Origin of the sequence: Tautonia plasticadhaerens (assembly GCF_007752535.1) — a bacterium.
Taxonomy (GTDB): domain Bacteria; phylum Planctomycetota; class Planctomycetia; order Isosphaerales; family Isosphaeraceae; genus Tautonia; species Tautonia plasticadhaerens.
In genome coordinates, this window is the sequence record NZ_CP036426.1 from 7,874,012 (window position 1) to 7,895,476 (window position 21,465).

Below are 21,465 nucleotides of genomic sequence, written 5' to 3' on the forward strand. Positions count from 1 at the left end.
CTCCCCGGGAGAAGGACGGGCTGGCCCGACGGTCGAGGGGCGATCAGAATGGGCTGGTGACACCGCCGGCCCCGGTCGCACTTGCGTGCCGGGTCGGCCCTCGAGTCGCCCGAACCGCACCGCCCGAGCCAGCCGCCATGTCCCGAAAGATCCGCCTCCAGAAACCCGGCAGCGACCGGCTCCGAGAGCGCTTCGAGCGCGAGTTGAACGAGGCGCAACGCCTCGCGGCCACGGCCCCCGACGGCTTCAACCTGATCCTGGCCGGGCCGGGGTCGGGGAAAACCCGGGTGATCACGTACCGGGTCGCCTACCTGATCGCCCGGGGGGTGGCACCCGAGTCGATCCTGCTGGTCACCTTCACCCGTCGGGCCGCCCGGGAGATGATCTCCCGGCTGGAGGGCATCATCGGCCCGAAGGCGATGAAGGTGTGGGCCGGGACGTTCCACCACGTCGGCAACCGGATCCTCCGGAAGTCGGCCAGGGCAGTCGGCTACGACCCCAATTTCACCATACTCGACGGCGAGGACCAGCGTGACCTGGTCAAGCTCGCTTTGGAGGACGCCGGGCTCGTCGGCACCGGCCGATACGCGCCGAAGCCGGCGACGGTGCAGCACCTCATCAGCTTCGCCTTCAACGTCAAGCGGCCCCTGGCCGAGCTGATCGCCGAGCGGCATCCCGACTGGATCGGCTGGGCCGAGCAGGTCGAGGCCGCCGCCGCCGCGTACGAGCGTCGCAAGCGGGCGAGCAACTGCATGGATTACGACGACCTGCTCGGCCTCTGGTCGAGACTCATCACCGAGAACGAGGAGCAGCGCTCCGCCTTGGGCCGGATGTTTCGGCACCTGCTGGTCGACGAGATGCAGGACACGAACCTCGTCCAGGTCGAGCTGGTCGAGGCGATCGCCCGGGCCGGCGAGGGGAACCTGACGGCCGTCGGCGACGACGCGCAGTCGATCTACAAGTTCCGGGGGGCCCACTACGACAACATCCTGAAATTCCCCGAGCGCAACCCCGGCTCCCAGGTCTTCCGGCTGGAGACGAATTACCGGTCGACGCCGGAGATCGTGGCGTTCACCAATGCGTCGATCTCCAAGAACGCCTCCGGGTTCCCCAAGACGCTCGTCTCCGCCCGGGAGGGGGGGCCGAGGCCGGTGGTCGTCGCCACGGCCGACGCCTACGAGGAGGCCGACCTGATCTGTCAGCAGGTCCTGGACTGGCGAGAGGAGGGGATCGGCCTGTCCCGGGTGGCGGTTCTGTACCGGAATCATCACGATTCGATCCTGCTCCAGGGGGAGCTGGCCCAGCGGGGGATCCCCTACACGGTCCGCAGCGGCATGCGCTTCTTCGAGCAGGCCCACATCAAGGACGTGATGGCGTACCTCCGCGTGCAGGCCAATCCGAAGGACGAGCCGGCCTGGGCCAGGTTGCTGCCGCTGCTGCCCGGGATCGGGCCGGCGAAGTCGTCGGCGATCCGGGCGAACATCATGGCCTCGGAGAACCCGATCGTGGCCCTGGAGTCGCCCGAGGCGATGAAGCTGGTTCCGGTCAAGAGCAAGGGGGAGTTCGCCGCGTTCGTGGCCGACCTGCGGTCGATCCGCAAGGCCGAGCCGGAGTCGAACCCCTCGGCGGCCATCCTCGCCGTGCTCAAGGGGGGATACCCGGGCGTGGCGAAGGCGAGGTACGAGCACCCGGACCAGCGCCTGGCCGACGTGGAGCAGCTCTCGGTGCTGGCGGCGCGTTACGACAGCCTCGACAAGTTCGTGGCCGACATGCTGCTGGCGGGGGACGTCTACGGCATGGATTCCCTCGGGGAGGGCGCCGAGCCCGACGGCGAGCAGCTCGTGCTGAGCACGATCCACCAGGCGAAGGGCCTGGAGTGGTTTCGGGTGATCGTCCCCCGCCTGGTCGAGCACGGCTTCCCCGGCGACCGGGCGCTGGCCGAGTCCGGGGGAGAGGACGAGGAACGCAGGGTCTTCTACGTCGCCGTCACCCGGGCGATGGACGAATTGTGGTTGACCTACCCGCTGATGGTCACCCGGCCCGGCCAGGGGAGCATCCTGACCTCGCCGAGCCGGTTCGTCACCGAGGTCGACCCGGCGTTGTACGAGGTCGCGGACATCGAGAGCGAGAACGACCTGGCCTGGACCGAAGGGCCACGGGCCTGACCGATCGACTCCCGCCCTCCGGCTGGAGGGGCGTCCCGCGAGGCTCGGACCGCTCGCGGACATCCGCCAGGCTGATCACCAGGGTCGACCTCGACGGCCGCCACCTCTACGTGAACCCGACGGTCGAGCTCGCCAGCGGCATCCACCGGGGCCGATTCCTCGGGCGGGCGAATCGCGAGCTCGGGTTGCCCGACTCCCTCTGTCGGCTCTGGGAGCAAGTGCTCCGGGAGGCGATCGCCTCCCGGGGCGAGGTCGGTTTCGCGTTCCGCTTCGACGGCCCGAACGGGGCCCGCTCCTTCCTGGGTCGCTACGTCCCGGAGCTCGACCCCGAGGGCCGGGTCGCCTCCGTGCTGGGCATCGGCGTCGACATCACCGAGCGGCGGGCCCTCCAGGAGCAGCTGCTGGCGACCGCCGCGCAGGAGCAGCGCCGGATCGCCCAGGACCTGCACGACGACGTCGGCCAGGGGCTGACCGGGGCCGCCCTGATGGCCGATGCCATGGTCCAGGCGCTGGCGGCTCAGGGCCGCCCCGAGGCCGGCCGCGCCGCCCGGCTCCTGGACCTCCTGGGCGGCCTCCAGCAGCGTGTCCGGGTCCTCTGCCGCGGCCTGATGATGGTCGAGATCGACTCGGGGAGGCTGATGTCGGCCCTGACGGACCTGGCGGATAAGGTCGACGCGATGGACGGGATCCGATGCACCTTCGAGTGCCCCGATCCGATGGCCGTGGCCGATCCCCGGACGGCGACCTATCTCTTCCGAATCGCCCAGGAGGCCGTCTCCAACGCCATGAAGCACGGCGGGGCGCAGGCCGTCTGCATCGGGCTCCGGCGGCAGGATCGGGGAATCCGCCTGGAGATCCGGGACGACGGCCGGGGGTTTCCCCCCTCCTCAAGGCTCCGGGAGGGCATGGGCCTGAAGATCATGCGCTACCGGGCCGAGTCGATCGGAGGCATGCTGGAGATCCGCCCGGCGCGGGGGGGCGGTTCGAAGGTGGCCTGCCAGATCGAATCGGGAAACGGGGGCGGATCGACCCATCACGCCGGACACGATGACTGAGCGGACGGCCCGGATCCGGATCGTCGACGATCCCCTCGCGGCCCGCGAGGGGATCGCGCCGGCCTCTCGAGACGATGGTGTCCTCTGCGAGCCTGAACCTCCTCAGGTCGTCGCCCATGTCCGGAGCCTCTTGCGTGGGGCGATGGCCCGGAGCTCATCCTCGGTCGCGCCCGAGCCTGGGGCGGATCGGGCCCACAGCCGGACCGGTCCGAGGTGGGACCGGGGGCCGGCGAGTCGCATCGGAGCTGGCCGACAGCCCCGCGCTTCAAGCCGATCCGAGGCCGATCCAAGCCCGCGCCGACAATCGGATCGATGGACCGGCCCGGGGATGCCAGCATAGAATGGCTGGGTCGATCCAAGACCCGACGAACGAAGTATTCTAGCGACGCCCCGAGCGGGACGCGTCCACCACTCCCCGGACGAGGAGCGATCGATGGCACCGCTCCCGATCGGCCCCGGCCCCGATCGGCCCCCCGCGCCGGGGGACGCCGACCGGTTGATCGACGAACTCGCCCTGATCCCCGAGGACGAGGGCAACCCCGATCTCCTCGACCACCCGTGGCTCGACACGCTCCCCCCCGAGGCCCTCGCACTCGCCGTCCGTTCGGCCCTCGGCGACCTGTCCTCTCCCCGGGGCCTCGGGGCCATCCGCCTGGTCGTCGCCCTGGCCGACCCCACGCTCCTCGACACCCTGGCCGACGCCCTGGCCGGCCAGCCCGGGCTCCCCGTCGATCGCCTCTGGCACGCCCTGGAGGCGCTCGAAGGGACCGGCAGGATCGAGCGGAGCCCGGAGCTGTTCGCCCTGAGAGAGGAGTTGGTCGAGCTCATCGACGGCGATGACGCCAGCCTTGAGGGCCTGATCGAGCAGATCGAGGAGGAACCCGAGGACGTCTGGATCCCGCTCCAGGGGCTTGCCGAGATCGAACCGGAGGTCCGCGCCGAGATCGTCGCCGAGCTCGGGACGGGGGGGGCGATCGGGCCCGGAACCGTCGAGCTGCTCCGCCTGCTCTGCTACTCGTCCGAGCCGGGCCTCCGACGGTCGGCCCTCGAGTCCCTCGAATCCGCCGGTCCGGTCGCCCCGGACGAGCTGGGGGAGCCGGACCACCGCCTCGCCGCCTGGCTCGACCTGGGTGCACACCACCCCGACCCGGAGGTCGCTTCCCGGGCCCGCCGCAACCTGGGGGGACGGACGAGGACCGAACGGAGCCTGCCGGCGAGGCGGTCCGCCCCTCGGATCGTGTCGAGCCTGGTGACCGGCCTCGACGGCCGGGGCCGAGGCCAGATCGCCCTGGTGGCCGAGGACCAGGGGCGTTCCCGTCGCGTCGCCGCCGCCTTCGCCTGCGACGTGATCGAGGGGGTCTTCGCCGTGGTCGGCCGGATCGCCCCGATCGACGACCCGGAACCGGCCGAGGCCCTGCTCTCCGAACTCCGCTCGCTGCCCGATCGCGACGCGGTCGAGGGGGCCCACGCGCTCGCCCTCGGCCTGCTCGCCGGCTCCCTCCTGTTCTGCGGCCCGGGCACGACCCCGGCCCTGCGCTACTGGCTGGAACGGACCGTCGGGCCCGACTTCCGCCCCAAGCCCTTCGCCGGCCTCGCCGACGTCGACGGCGATCCCCCCCCCCTCCCCCCGCCGTTCGAGGAGATGGCCGGTCGCGCCAGGCACGTGCTCGACGCCTGCCCCGGGTGGCTCGACGACTCCGACCTGACCTTCGAGCTGGCGGAGGAACTGCTGCTCCGTTGGTCGGGCGCCCTGCCCGACCCCGCCCGCGATGCCGGCGCCTATCGTTTCCTGTTCGAGCACCGACTCGTCGGCCAGCTGGAGCTGTACCGTCGCCTGCTCTCCTGGATGGGCTGGCTCTGGAGGGCCGATGGGGCACTGGAGCTGTCCCGATCGGCCCTGGCGATGGCGGAGCAGCTCTCCGACCCGCAGCACGTCGTCCCTGCCCACCCCTTCACCTCCGCCCTCTCGACGCGGAGCCTCGCCGCCGCGCAGGCGATGCTCCGCCGGGGCGTGGACCTCCGCGACCCCTCCGCCCGGGCCCGGGTCGATGCCGATGGCTGGCCCTCCTGAGGGCGGCATCGCGGCCGTCGCCGTCGCGTCGGACGGCCCGGAGCCGGTCAACCGGACCGGACCGGACCGGACCGGAGTTGCCGGGTGGCGCGGGGTCGCGGCCGACCTGGCCGACGATCCGGGCCGAGCCGACCAGGAGCGATCTCCCTCAAGGCGGCCGCTCACGAAGCGGCCAACCGTGGCTGTCCCGGCCGATCACGACCTCCGGACGACTGACATTCGCCTTGCTGAGCTTCAACAGAAAAGAAAGCGGATCAATATGGCCAAAACGATTGATCTGGCACCTCGTTTGCCGTGCCGAATGGCCGGACCGTCGACGCCTCGGCATGCGTCGACCTCCGCAACCCGAGGAGGACGAGACGATGAACTGGGATCAGATCAAAGGAAATTGGACCCAACTCAAGGGCAAGGTCCGGGAGGCCTATGGCGACCTGACGGACGACGAGGTCGAGCAGACCAAGGGCGAGTGGGATCAGCTCGTCGGGAAAATCCAGTCCCGGTATGGCAAGACCAAGGAGGAGGTCGAGCGAGAGCTGTCCGAGGTCAGCCGGTCCTGGTGACCGCCCACCCGGGCCCGGGGTCAGGGACCCGGTCCGGGCCGCTGCCCCCGGGCCCCGGCCAATCCCCTTACTCGAATGCATCGAACCACATCCCTCCCCCCCTACCCTTGCCTGGCCCCGGGCGAGTCGATCCCCGTCCCGATAGAATGGCCCCCGGGGTCGGTCGATGCGACGTGAGACTCGCATCCCGATCAGGCGACGCCGACACCGAGGGAGACCACCGCGACCATGGCACGCTGGAACCTGGCCGAGCTGACTTACGACGACGTCCGATCGCAGCCCCCCCCGGAGGTGGCCGTGCTGCCGCTCGGTGCCACGGAGCCGCACAACCTACACCTCCCCTACGGCACCGACACCTTCCAGGTCGACGCCATCGGCCGGCTCGCCTGCGATCGGGCCGCCGGCCGGGGGGCGCGGGTCGTGCTGCTGCCGGCCCTGCCCTACGGCACCGAGACCAACCAGATGGCCTACCCCCTGGCCATGAACCTCGACCCCTCGACCGTCGCCCTGGTGGTCGGCGACCTGGTCGCCTCCCTGGAGACGCACGGCATCCGCAAGTGCGTGCTGCTCAACGGCCATGGGGGGAACGACCTGAAATGGTACTTGCGCGAAGCGTACGGCAAGACGACGGTCCACCTCTTCCTTTGCAACTGGTATCACGTGGGGGCCGACCGTTACGGCGAGCTCTTCGAGGACGCCGGCGATCACGCCGGCGAATTGGAGACCAGCATGGGCCTGGCCCACTTCCCCGAGCTCGTCCGGCTCGACCGCGCCGACGACGGCGCGACGGCGGCGACTCGGTTCGAGGCGGTCAATCGGGGCTGGGTCGGCATCACCCGCCCCTGGCACCTGCTGACGACCAACTCCGGGGCCGGCGACCCGCGCCCCGCCTCGGCCGAGAAGGGTCGGGCGGTCACCGAGCTGGTGGTCGATCGCCTCGCCTCCTTCCTCGTCGAGTTGTCGGAGTGCCCGATCGACGACCGCTTCCCGTACTGATCGGGGCGGGGCTCGACCCGATCGACGGCGGATGGCCCCCCCAAGGGCTCGCCGCCGACCGGGCGTCGGGCCCGGGCGACGCCGCCCCTCGCCGACGCAATGACCCGGTTTCATGAATGTCGGGTGCCGAGTTTCAGATTCTAGCCGCCATGCCGGCCCAAATCCCTGGATTCTCGCCCCGGGATCTGAGATCATCGCGTGACGATGTGAGTCCCTCGTCCGGATCAGCCCTCCCCCGTGCCCCCCGCCATGCCGACCCTGCCCTCGCCCCGCACCCTCCTGGCCTCCTCGCTCGTCGCCCTGGTGATCGTCCCTGCGTGCGAGGGCCCGGCGCCCGATCCCGGGCCGGGAAAGGAGGCCCCCGGCCCGGCCGGGGCGTCTCCCCGCCCGGACTCGGCCCAGGCGCCGCCGGCCGGCCCCTCGACCTACACGCTCGAGGGGGTCGTACGACTGACCGACCGTGACGATGGCGTCGTCTCCATCGACCACGAGGAGATCCCCGGCCTCATGCCGGCGATGCTGATGGACTTCCGCCTCGAGGACCCCTCGCTGCTCGACGACGTCGTCGTCGACGACGAGGTCGTCGGCACCCTGGAGGTCGACCGGGACGGATCGGGCCGGGTCATCCGGATGGAGATGGTGGACCTCGTCGTCTCCCGCCCCGCCCCCCCCCGCCCGGCGACGGCCCCCTCGGCCCTCCCGCCCCTCCTGCCCGAGCTGATGCCGGGGCAACCGGTCCCGGACTTCGAAATGACGACGCAGGACGGGGAATCCATGCGGCTGTCCGACCTGCGCGGGAAGGTCGTGGTGTTGACGTTCATCTTCACGAGATGCCCTCAGCCCGAGTTCTGCCCGTTGATGGACCGAAAGTTCGGGACCCTGGCCGCTCGGGTCTCCCGGTCCCCCGATCGGGCCGGGCGGGTCCGGCTGCTCTCGGTCAGTTTCGATCCGGAGCACGACACGCCGGGGGTCCTGGCCGAACACGCCCGGCGGGTTGGGGCCGGGCCTCCGCTCTGGACCTTCGCGGTCGCCTCCCACGAGGAGTTGGCGAAGGTCGCCCAACCGCTCGGCCTCTCCTACGCCCCGATGACCGACCAGATCCGGCACACGCTGAGCACGGCGGTCATCGCCCCCGACGGCACGCTGTCGCGGCTGGAGAAGGGGAATGGCTGGGGGGCGGGCGATCTCGATGGCGAGATCCGATCCCTCCTCGGCGACCCGGGCGACTCGCCGGCCAAATTGAACAAATGAGCGGAACGCCGATTTCATCCCGTAGTCCCGAACACCCGGACGCGATTCGCAAATCCGCGCCGTTAACGCCTTGCAAAACAAGCACAGGTCGATATACTCCCGAAATTGGATCACGGCGATGGCCGCCGCGGACCACTCCCTCCCGCGCCCTCCCCAAGGACTGGGTCGAGCGACCGGTGCCCGGCCAGCGAGTTGGCGGGCCGACCCCGACCGCGGAGGTCATTCGAAGCGTACTCGGATGTTGTCTTCTGACAAACCCGTGATATAATCGCAAATGGACATACGCCGTCCGTCGCTCACGGCGGCGTCCCACTCGATCCGCCCCATCCGTCGGCCACCCGGCCCGGGGGGCCCAGCCGGAGGATTTCCCGCCATGGCCGCGACCAAGACGGCGACCCGGACAACGACGACCCGGTCCGCGACGGCCTCGAAGAAGAGCCAGAAGGAAGCCGATCAGCGGGCGCAGCAGGCCCGCCGCGCCTCGGTGCTGTTGAAGCACGTCAGCGACCCGACCCGGCTCCAGGTCATCCTGATCCTCGCCGATGGCGAACGCCACGTCGGCGCCCTCTGCGAGCAACTCAGCCAGAGCCAGCCGGCCGTCAGCCACCACCTCGCGCTGCTCCGACACGGCGGGATCATCGCCCCGCGACGCCAGGGCAAGAACAACTTCTACAGCCTCACCGAGACCGGCGAGTCGTTGGCTAGCGTCGTCAAGGGCCTGATCTGAGGCAGGGCCCGAGCCCTGGGGGCCCTCGTCGATCGTCCGAGGGCGGGGGCGCAAGGGGGATCCGCGCCAGGACAAGGATTCCCGAGTGGAATCGGTCGACCCGCCCTTCCCTCGCCCTCCGGCTACCGCGGATGCTTGGTCGATGGCCGATGTTTCGCCGTCGCCGGGCCGGGGCCATCGGACCACGATCGTCCCGAGATCCCCCGGGTTTCCGGCCCTGCCAGGGCCCGCTTCGGACGCTTCGCCCCCAAGGACGAGCCCTGCCTCATGGTCGGGGAATGCCTGGCAAAGGTCCCCGTACCTGCCTCGTAAGCGCAGACACGACGCGGTCCGGTCTGCGACAATGGTGCCAGATTCGACGGGACCCTTGAGGATCCGAGGCGAAGCACCGTGGCAGATCGTGGTCTTGATCGCTTCTGGGGCGAGTGCGGCTCATCCGCTCCGCTTCGCTTGCTCATCTGGGAACGCGGCCGGCGCGAGCCCGTCGAACACCGCCTGGACCGCCCATTCGCCATCATCGGCCGGACGGAACCTGCTGACTTGGTCCTGGACCACCCCCAGGTCAGCCGCCGGCACGCCTTCCTCCAGGTGATGGGCGGCCGAGTGTACTGCCTCGACCTGGGAAGTCGGTCGGCCCTCGGATGGGGAGGCGGGATTCGCCGATCCGGCTGGATCGATCCGGGTCGTCCGGTCGAGATCGGCCCGTATCGCATCGGCCTGGGCACCGAGGATGCCCGAGCTCGTCCCGCGCAATCCCCCCCGAACCTCCTCATCGATCCCGGCATCCCGGGTGACCGGATCGCCCTCGAATCAAGCGCCGAGGTGACCCCCGGGCTTCATCGAAGGGCGGTCGACCGCCCCCTCATCACCGTCGGTCGCGCACCGGAGTGCGACCTGAGGCTCTCCGATCTGAGCGTCTCCCGCCTCCATTGCGCCCTGATCCGGGTGGGCGAGTCCCTTTGGGTCGTCGACTTGCTCGGCCGAGGCGGTGTCCAGGTCGACGGCAATCGAAGGCGATGGGCCCCGCTGGGGGCCGGCTCGCAACTGAAGGTGGGCCGATACTTGTACACGATTCGGATCGAATCGCTCCCGACGCTCCGGCTCCGTGGGCCCGAACGCCCCTCGCCCGGACTCCCCTCACCGGGGGAGCCCGGCTCCCCGACCCTCCCGGCTCTGGCCCAGTTGCCCGCTCGGCGTCCCGGACACGGCCTCTCGGGCTCGATCGGCCCTGCCGCGGCGGTGCTCCGCGCCCACCTCCCGGAGCCGGTCACCGTCGAATTCCCGCAGGCCGATGCGACCCGGATCGCGGAGGCCATGATCGGCCCGCTGGTTGACCAGTTCGACCTGATGCAGCAACAGCTGTTCGACCAATATCATCACTCTATGATGGAAATGATGGCCGTATTTGCCCGCCTCCATCAGGGCCGACAGGACCACGTCGATCGCGAGTTGAAGAAGATCCGGCGTCTGACGCGGGAGGTCCGCTCGCTTCGCAAGGAACTGGACCGTCAGGACGGGGAATCGGGCCGGGAGTCCGGTCCTGCTCCGCCCCGTTCATCCGACCTCGACCGTGCGACCTCCACGGGCGAGTCGCCCCTCCAATCGACCCCCCGAGGCGCCCCTGGGGACTACCGGGCGGCCCAGGCTCGGATCATCGCCCGGATGAACGAACTCCAGCGAGAGCGCCAGGGTCGATGGCAACGCCTCCTCGGCCGGCTCTCCGGGGGCGGTCCGGACGAGGAGCGGTGATTACCTCCCGGCAGTCCTGGCCCGGATCCGGTCCCGCCGTTCGCTGAGCGGGCCCTCGCCGAGGGAGGCCGAGGGGCCTTGATCGGCCGCACGCTCACTCACCTGTCCACCCCCTCCCCCTGAGACGGGGGAGGGGGCCCGGGTCGATCGGCCCGTCCCTCGATGCGGCCGACGGGCATTCGCCTCCGAGGCGCCCCTCGGTCCTGTTCAGCGAGCGTCGGCCGTCTCGGCGTCGGGATGACCGGGGACGGCGATGAGGGTGGAGCGGAGGGTGCCGTCGGCCGGATTCCAGACCTTGATCGAGCCGTCCCAGCAGCCGGACGCGACCGACGAGCCGTCGGGGGAGACGGCCAGCCGGTAGACCCAGTCCTCGTGCCCCTGGAGGGCGTGTGACTGGGCGCCGTCGGCGGCGTTGAAGAGGCGGACGACGGGGTCTGCCCCGCTGGCGGCGAGGCTCTGGCCGTCGGCGAACAGCTTCAGGTCGAACACGGGGCCGCTGAAGCCCCCGAGTTCCCGGACCTGCTTGGCGTCCTCGTCGGGATTCCAGTTGCGGACCCGGGCGTCCCCCCCGCCGCTGAAGACGGTCTTGCCGTCCCCGGAGAAGCCGACGCAGTAGACCGCCTCGCCGTGGCCGGGGAAGGTGACGAGGGATTCATACGAGTTGGCGTCGAAGAGCTTGCTCGTCTTGTCCCGGCTGGCGGTGGCGAGCCTCGACCCGTCGGGGCTGAAGGCGACGTCGAGCACCCAGTCGGCGTGGTCCTCGACTTCGGCCAGGCGATCACCGCTCGCCACGTCGAAGACTCGGATCGTCCGGTCGGCCCCGCCGACGGCCAGGCGCTTCCCGTCGGGGCTGAAGGCGACGCAGTAGAGCGCGTCGTCCGACTCGACCAGCCGCTTCGGTTCGGTGAACTCCCCCGCATCGGTCACACCCCACAGCGTCGCCTCGCCGAGCCGGCCGGGATCCCCCGCGGCCACGGCGAGCCGTGTGCCGTCGGGGCTGAAGGCGAGATCATAGACCCGTTCGGCGACCCCCGGGGAGCGGCGGACGAGCGACCCGTCGGCGATCGCGTAGGTGTTCAGCTCGTGATAGCCCGAGGCGACGATGTGCTCCCCCCCCGGGGCGAAGGCGATGGCGGTGATCGGCATCGGGTACGGGTAGGCGTCGGGGATGACGACCTCCCGGGTGCGGTTGACCAGCGCGACCCAGTCGGACGAGGGGTCCTCGCCGTCGTACTCGGCTCCCTCGGCGACCCATCGCTCGATGACCATCCGCTTCTGCTCGTCGAGCGGGTCGGCCTTCCAGGGCATCCGCGGGGCACCCTCGGGGCGGATCAGCTCGACGAAGTAGCTCAAGTCCGGGTCGCCCGGTTCGAGCATGATCCCCTCTCCCATCGCTCCCCCCTTGGCGAGCAAGGCGAAGGTGGTCAGGTCGTACCGGCTTTCGGCCTTCTTCGGGTTATGGCAGCCGACGCAATTCTCGACCAGGATCGGGGCCACGTCCTTCAGGAAGCTGACCTCGGCCTCGGCATCGACCTCGGGTACGGCGATCGCCTCGGGCTCGGTCTCGTCCTGGGCCCGAGCGGGGATGCCGAGGAGCAGGGCCGAGGCGAAGAGGGCGAGCAGGCCGAGGCCGATCGGGTGCTGGCGGGTCATGGGGCGTCGTCCTCCGGGCGGGTCGGATGGGTCGAGGTGGTCTGGGAGCCGGGTGGTCACGGGCCTTCCCCCGGAGCGACGTGGACGGCCAGCGGGGCCGAGAGCGGGGGATAGTCCGTGTCCCCCAGCTTGAAGGCGGTGTTGGCCTTGGCGTCTCCCTTGCCGGCGGCGGCTTCGGGGGCGGCCTTCAGGGTGATTGTGAACATGGTCGCGTCGCCGGCCACGGCGACGGGGTCGGCGGTCACGCCGGCGGGCAGGCCCTCCAGCGAGACCGTCACTTCCTGGGTGAACGGGGCCTTGCGGTCGAGTGTCCCGGCGACCTCGGCCGACGCGCCGGGCGTCAATGAGACCTCCGCCACCGCCAGGGCCAGCGAGGCGGGCGGGACGACCTCCACCGCCACGGCGGGCACTGCGAACGTGCGGTCGGCGTCGTCGACCTTCCCCTTGGCGGTGAAGGCGACCATCCCCGGGCCGGTCGGTGCATCGGGGGCGGCGCTGACCGTGACCGGGCCACTCGTCTCCCCCTCGGCGATGGTGGCCTTGGCGACGCTCAACCCGCCGGGGGGCGACAGCCCTTCGACCTCCAGGGCCGCGGCAGCCCCCTCGGCCCGTGTGAGGGTGAGCGGCACCTCGACGCCGAAGCCCTGGACGACCTCGATCGGCCCGGCCGGCGACTCGACCGTGATCGGCGTCGGCAGGGCATCGGCGACCGGCAAGCCCCGCTGGCTGCCGACCCTGGTCGGGAACCCGCCGAGGGAGGCGAACGTCACTTCGATCTCGCCCTCGGCGACGACCGGCCCCGACGGGCCCTCACCCGTGCCGACCACCTTGAGCGGGACGGCGGGCAGGTCGGCCTCGGCAGTCGCCATCAGCGAAATGACCCCGTTCGACTGGCCTGCGGGCACGATCCCGGATCGGACGGCCAGCCCGGCGGGGGCGTCGGGGACCGAGAGCGTCACCGGCCCGGCGAAGCCGTACCGGGCGACATTGACGGGGACGTTGGCGGTTCCCCCCCGGGGCACGCTGGCCTCGGACGCCATCAGCTCGACCTCGAAGGTCGGCTCGACCGGCTCGACCGTGATGCGATACGCATGGCCAATCCCCCCCCGGCTGCTCAGGTCCCGCAGGGCGATCGTGACCTCGGTCACGCCCTCGGGCACGTCGAATTCGGCGGAGGGGTCGGGCGAGTTCAACTTGACCGCGTCACTCTGCCCCTTCTTCGAGAGCTGGATCTCCGAATCGTCCCCCTGGGCGATCTGGGAGCCGTCGGGCTTGAGCACGCGGAGCACACCATCGATCGCCGAGCCGAGCGCCGCCGCCTCGACCCGGGTCCGATACTTCTTGCCCGGCTGGACGACCACGACGTACCGATCCTCGTCCCCTTCCAGTTCGAGTCGGCCGTTGATCGAGACCGGGGGCGCGACCCGGATCGGCGGGGCCTCGGGGTCGACCGGCTCCCGGGCCTCGGGATACGCGCCGACGGCCAGGGGGGCCGGGACTTCGATGTCGAGGTCGAACCCGGCGCCGAGCCGTCGGCCGGGGAAGGCCGGCGAGACGGCGGCGGTCACCCCGGTGCCATCGATCGTCTGGGCGGCGGTGATCATCCCGTCCAGCATCCCCCCGCGAAGCTCCAGGCCGAGCGTGTCCCCCCGACGGCCACCGAGGGGGAAAACCTCGTCGGCCACCGGGATCGGGCCGATCAGCAGTCGGTAGTTCGGGCGATTGGCGCCGCGATACTGCGAGTCGGACAGCTCGATCAGGTAGTCCCCGTCTTCGGGCAGTTCGACGACCAGCCGGGCGTCGGTCAGGAACCCCGGCGAGTCGTCGTCGGAGGCGACGTAGCGGCCCGATGCGGTGGTCAGGCGGACGGTCGGGTCCAGGCCGGAGCCGATCCGGGCGCACCGTGCATCGACGACGATCCGGTCCCCCCTGCGGCCGGGGAAGCGGATGAGGTCGACGTCATTGGCGGCGGCCTTGCCGTCGACGACGCAGGGCAGCGTCACCGCCTGGGCCTGGTCGGTCGCGTCGTTCGGCTCCTGCTCCACGACCTGGGGGGCCTGGCCGACTTCGATCAGCACGGGGTTCGACAGGCCGTCGTCGGTGCGGACCCGCACCGGATAGGTTCCCACGGGGGTGTCGATCGGCACGGTCAGGCGGAACAGCCAGTTGGAAGCGTCCGATGCCTTCCCCTCGGGTGCCGGGGCGACTTCGACGGGGATCGACGAGACGAGCCTCGGGCTGTTGTCCAGGTTGCCTCCGGAAATCGTCACCGCCGAGGCGACCCCGCGCTGGACCCCGGCCGGGGTGATGTCGGCGATCGACGGCGTGCCCGCCCGGCCTGGGGAGGCCCAGAGCGTCAGCGTCGCCAGTGCCAGAAGGGGCACGAGGGCCATCGGGGGGCGGGGCATGGCGGACCTCCTGGGAGTCGGGCCGGGCGGTTCAGGCGGGGGCATCAGGCGGGGGCAGCGCGGGACGATCGGCCCGGCCTCGGCCGGCCTCCCTGGCCGGCGGGCCGATCCGCCGCGAGGACCACCGTCGCACGGTGTTCAACGCTTGTCAAGCGTCCGGACGACGTCGAGTCTGGGCGGGCTCGCCGTACCGAACCGCCCGGAACTGCCCTATCCCGACGGGGACGGTTGTGGTAGAGGATGCGGCTCACCTCGTCTCGACCGCGTGCCGGCCGCGAACCGTCCGGCCCCGACTGTTGACCGCCGGACGACCTGCCCCCCTCGATCGGACCGGGCGGGCCGTCGTCGATCGATCCCGAGCGAGCCCGCCCGACATCGGGGCCGGGGCTCGCCATACCGACGCCCCGGTTGCTTGGAGGCCCGAGCGATGCAACGCCGACTCCGCCGCTACGTCCCCGGATCCGAGGGGCTGGAGGGCCGTAGGCTGCTCAGCTCCGCCCAGCTCGTCGCGACCCCTCCGGCGGAGGTCGCCTCGGTCACCTCCACGGGAGAGGGCGACCCGGCCGCCACCTCAGCCCGTCAGGCCTCGACCGCGACCGTCGCCCAGCAACGCCAGGGACCGGCGACCCGGCCGCTCACCCAGGCGCAGGAGCAGGCCAGGGAGGAGATGATCGCGACCCGCCTCCAGCGGATCGATCGCCTGCCGGCGTTCCTCCAACTCCTCGACCCCGGTCGGCCGCTGCCCGAGGAAGCCGTCGCCGTCCTGCAGCAAGAACTCCGGGGGTTCGTCTCCCGGCTCCGACCGCCGGCCGGGCCGATCGCCGAGGGGTTCGTCGACCTGCTCCGGGACGCGATCTCCGAGGCGTCGGTCAAGCCCGAGACGGTGGCCGGGCTGAACGCGGGCACGGCCGCCCTGCTCGGCTCGGCGGGGGCGTCCGAGCAGAGCATCGACCGGATCACCGACGCGATGACCGCGTTGGCCCGGACCGCCGCCGGCTCCCGGCAGCCGATCGTGGTGCTGACCAATGACTACGCCTTGGTGCTCCAGACCGCCCTCGGCGTCGGTCGCCCGATCACCCGGCTCGATCTCCTCGCCACTCAGTTGCCGACGGCCACCTTGAACCCCCAGACGGCCGGCCTGGGCTCACCGACCGGCGGCCAGGCCATCGGCCGGTGAGCGTCGGCCTGAGGACCTCGATATTTGATGCAAGACGGCCGACGGCCGGGGGGATGGCCGCGGTCCGGCCGACGGAGTCGTCGGTCGGGTGGCCGATGTCCCAGGTGTCGACGAGGCCGGGACGCCCCCCAACGGGGCGTCTCCCGGCCTCGGGCTGGCATCGGCCATCGGCCCCCGGTACGGGGATTGCTTGACTGTCCCGGACGAAACCACGAGCGCCCCGATCGTCGAGGCCGTGCCAGTTGCACGCGCGGTCGGAGGCGGCCCCTCCTCGGGAGAAATCGTCCATGTCCATGTGCAGAATCTTTACCCATGCCGCCCTCGTCGCCGTCCCGGTCCTGCTGCTCGGCTGCGACGGGAACAATGCCGAGGAGTCGGTCCGGGAGGTCTCCGGCGTCGAGGAGGGGACCGAGTCCCAGACCGTCGATGTCGAAGAGAAGGCGTATATCGTCGAGGAGATCGACCGCATTAAAGACGCCGAGACCGGCGAGGTCGTCGGCGAGAAGAAGAGCCAGACCGAGGTCGTCGTCCAGGAGGAGACCACCGTCGAGAAGGATGTGGACGTGAAATCCGGCCGGACCGCCGAGCAGACCACCGGGTACGTGCCCGAGGAACTGGAAGACAACTGATCCCATATCGAGGGGATCGGCGGGTTCGGACTCGCATCGCCTCGGCCGATCGCCCCTCGGCCGGCCGAGGCGAATCCTGCGTGGACGAGGGCCGGGGTGAGAGTGACGCCCCCGGCTCCTCAGCCTCCTGCCCGGGACGGGCCCGCGTCTCGGCCGGGCTCCCCGGGCACGGCATCGCCTCGCGACTAGCTCCGAGCGGGCGGGTCAGCCTCGGCGTCGAGTTGTTCGAGCAGGGCTCGGACCTCCCGGGCGTGGTCGGGGGCCAGGCGATGCTGCTGGAGCAGATGGAGCACCAGCAGGCCGGGCTCCCCCTCGTAGAGCTTGTCGACGAGACTGTCCAGCCGCTTGCGGCGGACCTCCTGCTCGGCGATCGCCGGGGTATAGACGAACGCCAGGTCGCTGCGGTCGCTGGTGACCATCCCCTTCTGTTCCAGCCGGTCGAGTAGGGTGGCGACCGTGGCATAAGACCACTGGCGGCCGGCGCCCTTGAGGGTGTCGAGCACCTCGCGGACGGTGCCCTTGCCGCGGTCCCACAAGACCTTCAGGACGTCCAGCTCCGAGTCGGGGATGGTTGGGGGTCGCTTGGCCATCGCTCGGGGACCTTCCACGCTTCGGGTCGAAATCGGATGATGGATCGAGGCCTCGGCGGCGCGGGGGGGCCCCCGGTCCGAATCCGGACCCGGGGGCACGCGCGGGGAGGGTGGGTGCATGTCGGACGGGGTTGACTCGATCGCCCCGGCCCCCGTATCCTAAGACGTTTGTCCCAGAAGGTCAACGCCCAATCGGACAACTGTCCGTCCGAATTGCGGGGATCGGGAGGCCAGCCGGTGGGCGGAGCCGACGTCGATCGGGAGGCGGGGCCGACGATCGGCGGGCTCGGCCTCCACCTGCGGGGGCTCGGCCTGGGGGCGGTCGAACTGGCCTTCCCGATCGGCAATACCCTGGGTGCCTGGGCGATGCTGGCGGTCGGCGGATTCGTCCCCGTGCTCGGCGGCTGGCTGGACGACCGCGTGGGCTGCTGGGCGGACGTGGTGAGCCGCCTCGGCGGGGTCTGCCCCTCGACCATCGTCGGGGATCCCGACGCCGACCACGGCCCGGTCCTGGGTCGGGCCGACGCGCCAGAGCTGTTCGACGAGGTCCGCGCCCTGGCACGACACGCCGGCGCCCGCCCCCCGGGCCAGCTCCGGCTGAGCTACCTCCCCTGCTGCGGGGCGACGGCCTGGGGGCGAAATGGCCGGGCATTGCTGATCGGCCTGCCGCTGCTGTCGGTGCTCAACCGGATCGAGCTGCGGGCGGTGCTGGCCCACGAGCTCGCCCACCTGGCCCGCGGGGACGCGACCCACTCGGCCCGGTCGGCCCGATTCGTCGAGGCGCTCGGCCGGGCGATCGAAACGGCACCGAGGGGGTCGATCAGTCCGCTGCGGGGCTGGGCCCACCTCTGTCTCGGGCTGGGTTCGCGCCTGCTCTCGCCGATCGCCCGGGGGCAGGAGGCCCGCGCCGACCGCTTCGCCGCGGGAGTCGCCGGGGGGGACGCGACCGCCTCGGCCCTGGTGAAGGTCGCCCTGGTGCAGCCGATGTTCCGCGAGGTGCTCGGCCACTACGACCCGAGGTCCTCGCCCGGCCTGCCGAACCTCTACGCCTACTTCCGCTCCTTCTGGCAACGGCTCCCCGAACCCCTGCTCGTCGCCATGCGCCACCGGCTCCTGAGCGATTCGCCGGGCCGTTCCGACGCCGCCCACCCGGCCCTGATCGATCGGCTGACCATCGTCCAGTCTTACCCCAACCGCTCCTGTTCGCCCGTCGACCTCTCCCCGGCGGAATCGGTGCTGGGCGACCCGCTGAGCCTAGAGCAGATGCTCCACAATCGACTCTTCGGGCTGGCCCCCATGCCGGGGCCGAGCATCTTCCATCGCGCGGGCAGTTGACGGGCCGGGCCGGGCGAGGGCGGAATCGCATGGATGGCCGACGGCCCGCCTTCCGGGCGATGGGCATCCCGGCCGATGTCCGTGCCCCCGGTGTCCTCGGGAGCTGATCGCTCGCGTCGGCCTCGGCTCGATCGGCTCGACCCCCCGGGGTCGATCGTCATCCCGCACCCCTCCCCGAATCCGAGAGGCACATATGGGACGGATCCGGTGGGTGTTCCTGGCCCTCGTGCCCGATCGCCTCGCCCGGTCGATGGAGGCCGAGTCGAGGAGCTGGGTGGTGCGGGTCGTGCGGGTACGTCTTCCTCGGCCGGCTGGAACGCCGGAAGGACGCCACCCGAGGGTCCGACCCGGGGCTCGACTGATCGCCTGAAGTCGAGACACCCGGGCCGGGGAGGTCAGTCCATCCATCCCGGTCAGCGCAGGGGGCTGAGGCGGTGGATCCGGCCGTCGAAGGCGAGGATGTAGAGATTCGCCTCGGCGTCCTCGCCGAAGGCGGCGATGTTCAGCTTCGGCTGCCGGGAGGAGGACAGTTCGATCAGCTCGGCACTGGCCGTGACCGAGTCGTCTTCATCCACCCGGACTCCCCAGATCCGGCCGGTCTCGAAGTCGCCGTAGACATACGCGCCGACCAGCTCCGGGATGCGATCGCCCCGGTAGACATACCCGCCGGTGATGCTCTTGCCCACGTCGTCCCGGCCCCGGCGCTGGGAGGCGGGCAACTCGGGATGGGGATACTCGACGATCGGCGGCAGCGGCGGCGACGACCGTTCGACCCGGTTCCCCCGGATCTGGAACGGGTGGAACGCCTCGTAGACATTCCAGCCGTAATTCCCCGCGTTCACGACCTTGACCACCTCCTCCCACTTGTTCTGGCCGACGTCGCCGGCCCACAGGTCGCCGGTCTCCCGGTCGAAGGAGAACTTCCAGACGTTCCTCAGCCCGATGGCGAAGACCTCGGGGGCCCAGTGGGAGAACTTCGGGTCGCGCCTCGCCGGGTTGTCGGCGGGGATGCCGTACGGCTTGCCACCCTCGGGGTGGTCCACGTCGATCCGGAGGATGGAGGCGAACCAGTCGGTCGGATCCTGCCCGGTGCGGAGCGGGTCGTCGGCCAGGCCGCCGTCGCCGAGGGTGATGTAGAGGAATCCGTCGGGGCCGAAGTCGATGTGGCCGCCGTTGTGGTTGCCGTAGGGGTCCTGGGCCGATTCCCAGATCACCTGCTCGCTCTCCGGATCGGCCTTGCGCGGGTCGTCCTTCGAGACGGTGAATCGGGAGACCACCGAACGCCTGGGTTCGGTGGCCGAGTAGTAGACGAAGAACTGCCCGTTCTCCGAATAGTCCGGGTGGAAGGCCAGGCCGAGCAGGCCTTCCTCGTTATCCTTGCCGATGGTCCGGGGCAGGTCGAGGAAGAGCGTGGCGTCCTCGGTGCGCTCCTCGTTCGGGAAGGAGAAGATCCGGGCGGTGTGCTGCTCGACGACGAACAGCAGGCCGCGGTCGTCCTTCGGGTAGGCGAGCACGACCGGGCGGTCGAATGTGAGGTTGGGGAAGGCCACCTCGGTGACGAGCTTCGGCAGGGGCTGGCCCTCCCCCTGCGGCCTGGCGGCCGAGGCGGGTCGGCCGGCGAAGGCGGCGACGGCCAGAGCCAGCCCGGCGAGCAGGCCGAGGCGACTCGGGACGATCGTCGATGGGCGCATGCGGTGGATCTCCGGGGTTCGGTGCAGTGCGGTGCGGATCGGGCGGCGGGAGCGGCCGGCCACGGTCTTCGCGACCGGCGGGGGGCGGATCGGTCGGTCCGGGCGCATCGGCCCGTCTCCCCTCTAGTAAAGACGGCTCGCCCCCGAGCGTCAAACCATCCCCCCCCCCGCTCGGGGCATCCCGGGGGGGAGCCGGCACCTCGACCTCCCCGTGCATTCCTTCCCATCGCCGGTCGAGTCACTCCCGATCCCCTGGATCGGGCCGGCTCGCCCGGGCCGGGGTCGAACTCGACCCGCCCCGCCGCCTGCCTCCCGCGTCGACTTGTCCCGACCCGCCTGGGCCGGACACCGGTCGACATCGTCCGAGGAGGTCGGGCGGGGCGACTCGTTGAGCCCCGGCACCGGGCGGGTATGATTGAATGCGGGGCAACCCGGCCGCGGCCCTTCGCGGCGCACTAGCTCGATCGAGGGGCGGGGCCAATGTCCGTTCCGGGGTCCGTGAGAAGCCGTGTGCAGAAGATCCGCGCCGACGAGTTCGGCGGCGGCGGGGGGGAAGTCGTCTGGGATCTGCTCGCGGCCGAGGAGCCGATGGAGATCCGGGTCGGCTGCGGCCCGGTCGACCGCCGATCGGTGCGGACCATCGGCGTCACCATGCGCACTCCCGGCCACGACGACGAGCTCGCCGTCGGCTTCCTGCTCGGGGAGCGGATCATCACCTCGCCCGAGCAGATCGACGAGGTCGCCCGGGAGGAGCCCGAGGACGCCGGCCGGTCGATCGACCGGATCGTCCGGGTCGACCTGAAGCCCGGGGTGGAGGTGGACCTCGACCGGTTCGCCCGGAGCGTGCTGACCAACTCCAGCTGCGGCGTCTGCGGCACGGCCACCCTCCGGGCCCTGAACCTCGACGGCTGCCGGCCGAACCCCGGTCACGGCCCGGTCGTGGACGCCGAGGTCATCCACCGGCTGCCCGAGGCGCTGATCGACCGCCAACTCGTCTTCAACCGGACCGGCGGCCTGCATGCGGCCGCCCTGGTCGATGCCGAAGGCGGCCTGATCGCCGTCCGGGAGGACATCGGCCGGCACAACACCGTCGACAAGCTCGTCGGCGCCCGGGCGATCGGCACGCTCGACGGCCCGGCCGGCGGCGCCGGGGCCGAGGCGGCCATCCTGTTCGTCAGCGGCCGGGCGGGATTCGAGATCGTGCAGAAGGCCGTGACGGCGGCGATCCCGATCGTCTCGGCCGTGGGTGCGCCGTCGAGCCTGGCGGTGGAGGTGGCCGAGGCCTTCGGGCTGACCCTGCTCGGCTTCGTCGGACCCGAACGGTTCAACGTCTACAGCGGGCCGTGGCGGATCCGAGTCGGCCCGGGGCGACCGGCCCCGAACCCGACCCATCGAGATTGACCCGCCC

At 71.2% G+C, this 21,465-nt stretch carries 16 protein-coding genes; 12 read left to right on the forward strand and 4 right to left on the reverse strand.

Translation table 11 applies throughout. The features are described 5' to 3' along the window. The first annotated feature begins 137 nt into the window (after positions 1 to 137). From ElP_RS40165 to ElP_RS31370, 8 genes are all read left to right on the forward strand, one after another. Positions 138 to 2,165, forward strand: coding sequence for an ATP-dependent helicase (locus ElP_RS40165; RefSeq protein ID WP_145276972.1), 2,028 nt, complete (start codon positions 138 to 140; stop codon positions 2,163 to 2,165). A 74-nt stretch (positions 2,166 to 2,239) separates the two neighbouring features. Further along, positions 2,240 to 3,220 (forward strand): PAS domain-containing sensor histidine kinase, encoded by a 981-nt coding sequence (locus ElP_RS31340; protein ID WP_261344461.1) that lies wholly within the window; start codon positions 2,240 to 2,242, stop codon positions 3,218 to 3,220. 433 nt (positions 3,221 to 3,653) lie between these two features. Further along, positions 3,654 to 5,291 carry a hypothetical protein gene (locus tag ElP_RS31345; RefSeq protein WP_145276976.1) on the forward strand — a complete coding sequence of 546 codons (1,638 nt, stop codon included), beginning with the start codon at positions 3,654 to 3,656 and terminating at the stop codon, positions 5,289 to 5,291. Positions 5,292 to 5,653: 362 nt separating this feature from the next. Next, complete coding sequence (locus ElP_RS31350; protein ID WP_145276977.1) at positions 5,654 to 5,851, forward strand: CsbD family protein; 198 nt, start codon at positions 5,654 to 5,656, stop codon at positions 5,849 to 5,851. 228 nt (positions 5,852 to 6,079) lie between these two features. Then, positions 6,080 to 6,847, forward strand: coding sequence for a creatininase family protein (locus ElP_RS31355; protein ID WP_145276979.1), 768 nt, complete (start codon positions 6,080 to 6,082; stop codon positions 6,845 to 6,847). 237 nt (positions 6,848 to 7,084) lie between these two features. Next, positions 7,085 to 8,098, forward strand: coding sequence for a copper-binding protein (locus tag ElP_RS31360; RefSeq protein ID WP_145276981.1), 1,014 nt, complete (start codon positions 7,085 to 7,087; stop codon positions 8,096 to 8,098). A gap of 373 nt (positions 8,099 to 8,471) precedes the next feature. Then, entirely contained in the window at positions 8,472 to 8,825 is a 354-nt protein-coding gene (locus ElP_RS31365; RefSeq protein ID WP_145276982.1) for an ArsR/SmtB family transcription factor, read from the forward strand. Positions 8,826 to 9,215: 390 nt separating this feature from the next. Next, positions 9,216 to 10,574, forward strand: coding sequence for an FHA domain-containing protein (locus ElP_RS31370; protein ID WP_145276984.1), 1,359 nt, complete (start codon positions 9,216 to 9,218; stop codon positions 10,572 to 10,574). Positions 10,575 to 10,781: 207 nt separating this feature from the next. Here the strand turns inward: ElP_RS31370 and ElP_RS31375 are convergent, their stop codons facing one another. Together ElP_RS31375 and ElP_RS31380 are read right to left on the reverse strand one after the other, a co-directional pair. Then, entirely contained in the window at positions 10,782 to 12,227 is a 1,446-nt protein-coding gene (locus ElP_RS31375; protein ID WP_145276986.1) for a c-type cytochrome domain-containing protein, read from the reverse strand. A gap of 56 nt (positions 12,228 to 12,283) precedes the next feature. After that, positions 12,284 to 14,635, reverse strand: coding sequence for a hypothetical protein (locus ElP_RS31380; RefSeq protein ID WP_145276988.1), 2,352 nt, complete (start codon positions 14,633 to 14,635; stop codon positions 12,284 to 12,286). A gap of 427 nt (positions 14,636 to 15,062) precedes the next feature. Between ElP_RS31380 and ElP_RS31385 the strand changes: the two genes are divergently transcribed. Beyond that, positions 15,063 to 15,812, forward strand: a complete 750-nt coding sequence (locus ElP_RS31385; protein WP_145276990.1) for a hypothetical protein — start codon at positions 15,063 to 15,065, stop codon at positions 15,810 to 15,812. A gap of 287 nt (positions 15,813 to 16,099) precedes the next feature. Then, positions 16,100 to 16,441 (forward strand): hypothetical protein, encoded by a 342-nt coding sequence (locus ElP_RS31390; protein WP_145276992.1) that lies wholly within the window; start codon positions 16,100 to 16,102, stop codon positions 16,439 to 16,441. Positions 16,442 to 16,626: 185 nt separating this feature from the next. Here ElP_RS31390 and ElP_RS31395 read toward each other — a convergent pair whose 3' ends face one another. Beyond that, on the reverse strand, positions 16,627 to 17,031 hold the full coding sequence (locus tag ElP_RS31395; RefSeq protein ID WP_145276994.1) for a BlaI/MecI/CopY family transcriptional regulator: 405 nt from the start codon (positions 17,029 to 17,031) through the stop codon (positions 16,627 to 16,629). 237 nt (positions 17,032 to 17,268) lie between these two features. Between ElP_RS31395 and ElP_RS31400 the strand changes: the two genes are divergently transcribed. After that, positions 17,269 to 18,366, forward strand: coding sequence for a M48 family metallopeptidase (locus tag ElP_RS31400; RefSeq protein WP_145276996.1), 1,098 nt, complete (start codon positions 17,269 to 17,271; stop codon positions 18,364 to 18,366). A gap of 413 nt (positions 18,367 to 18,779) precedes the next feature. Here the strand turns inward: ElP_RS31400 and ElP_RS31405 are convergent, their stop codons facing one another. After that, the gene (locus ElP_RS31405) at positions 18,780 to 20,057 is read right to left on the reverse strand and encodes a PQQ-dependent sugar dehydrogenase (protein WP_145276998.1); all 1,278 of its coding nucleotides are present in this window, start codon (positions 20,055 to 20,057) and stop codon (positions 18,780 to 18,782) included. A gap of 510 nt (positions 20,058 to 20,567) precedes the next feature. Between ElP_RS31405 and ElP_RS31410 the strand changes: the two genes are divergently transcribed. Then, positions 20,568 to 21,458: a formate dehydrogenase accessory sulfurtransferase FdhD gene (locus tag ElP_RS31410; protein ID WP_231749333.1), complete on the forward strand. Its 891-nt coding sequence runs from the start codon at positions 20,568 to 20,570 to the stop codon at positions 21,456 to 21,458. Positions 21,459 to 21,465 lie beyond the last annotated feature (7 nt).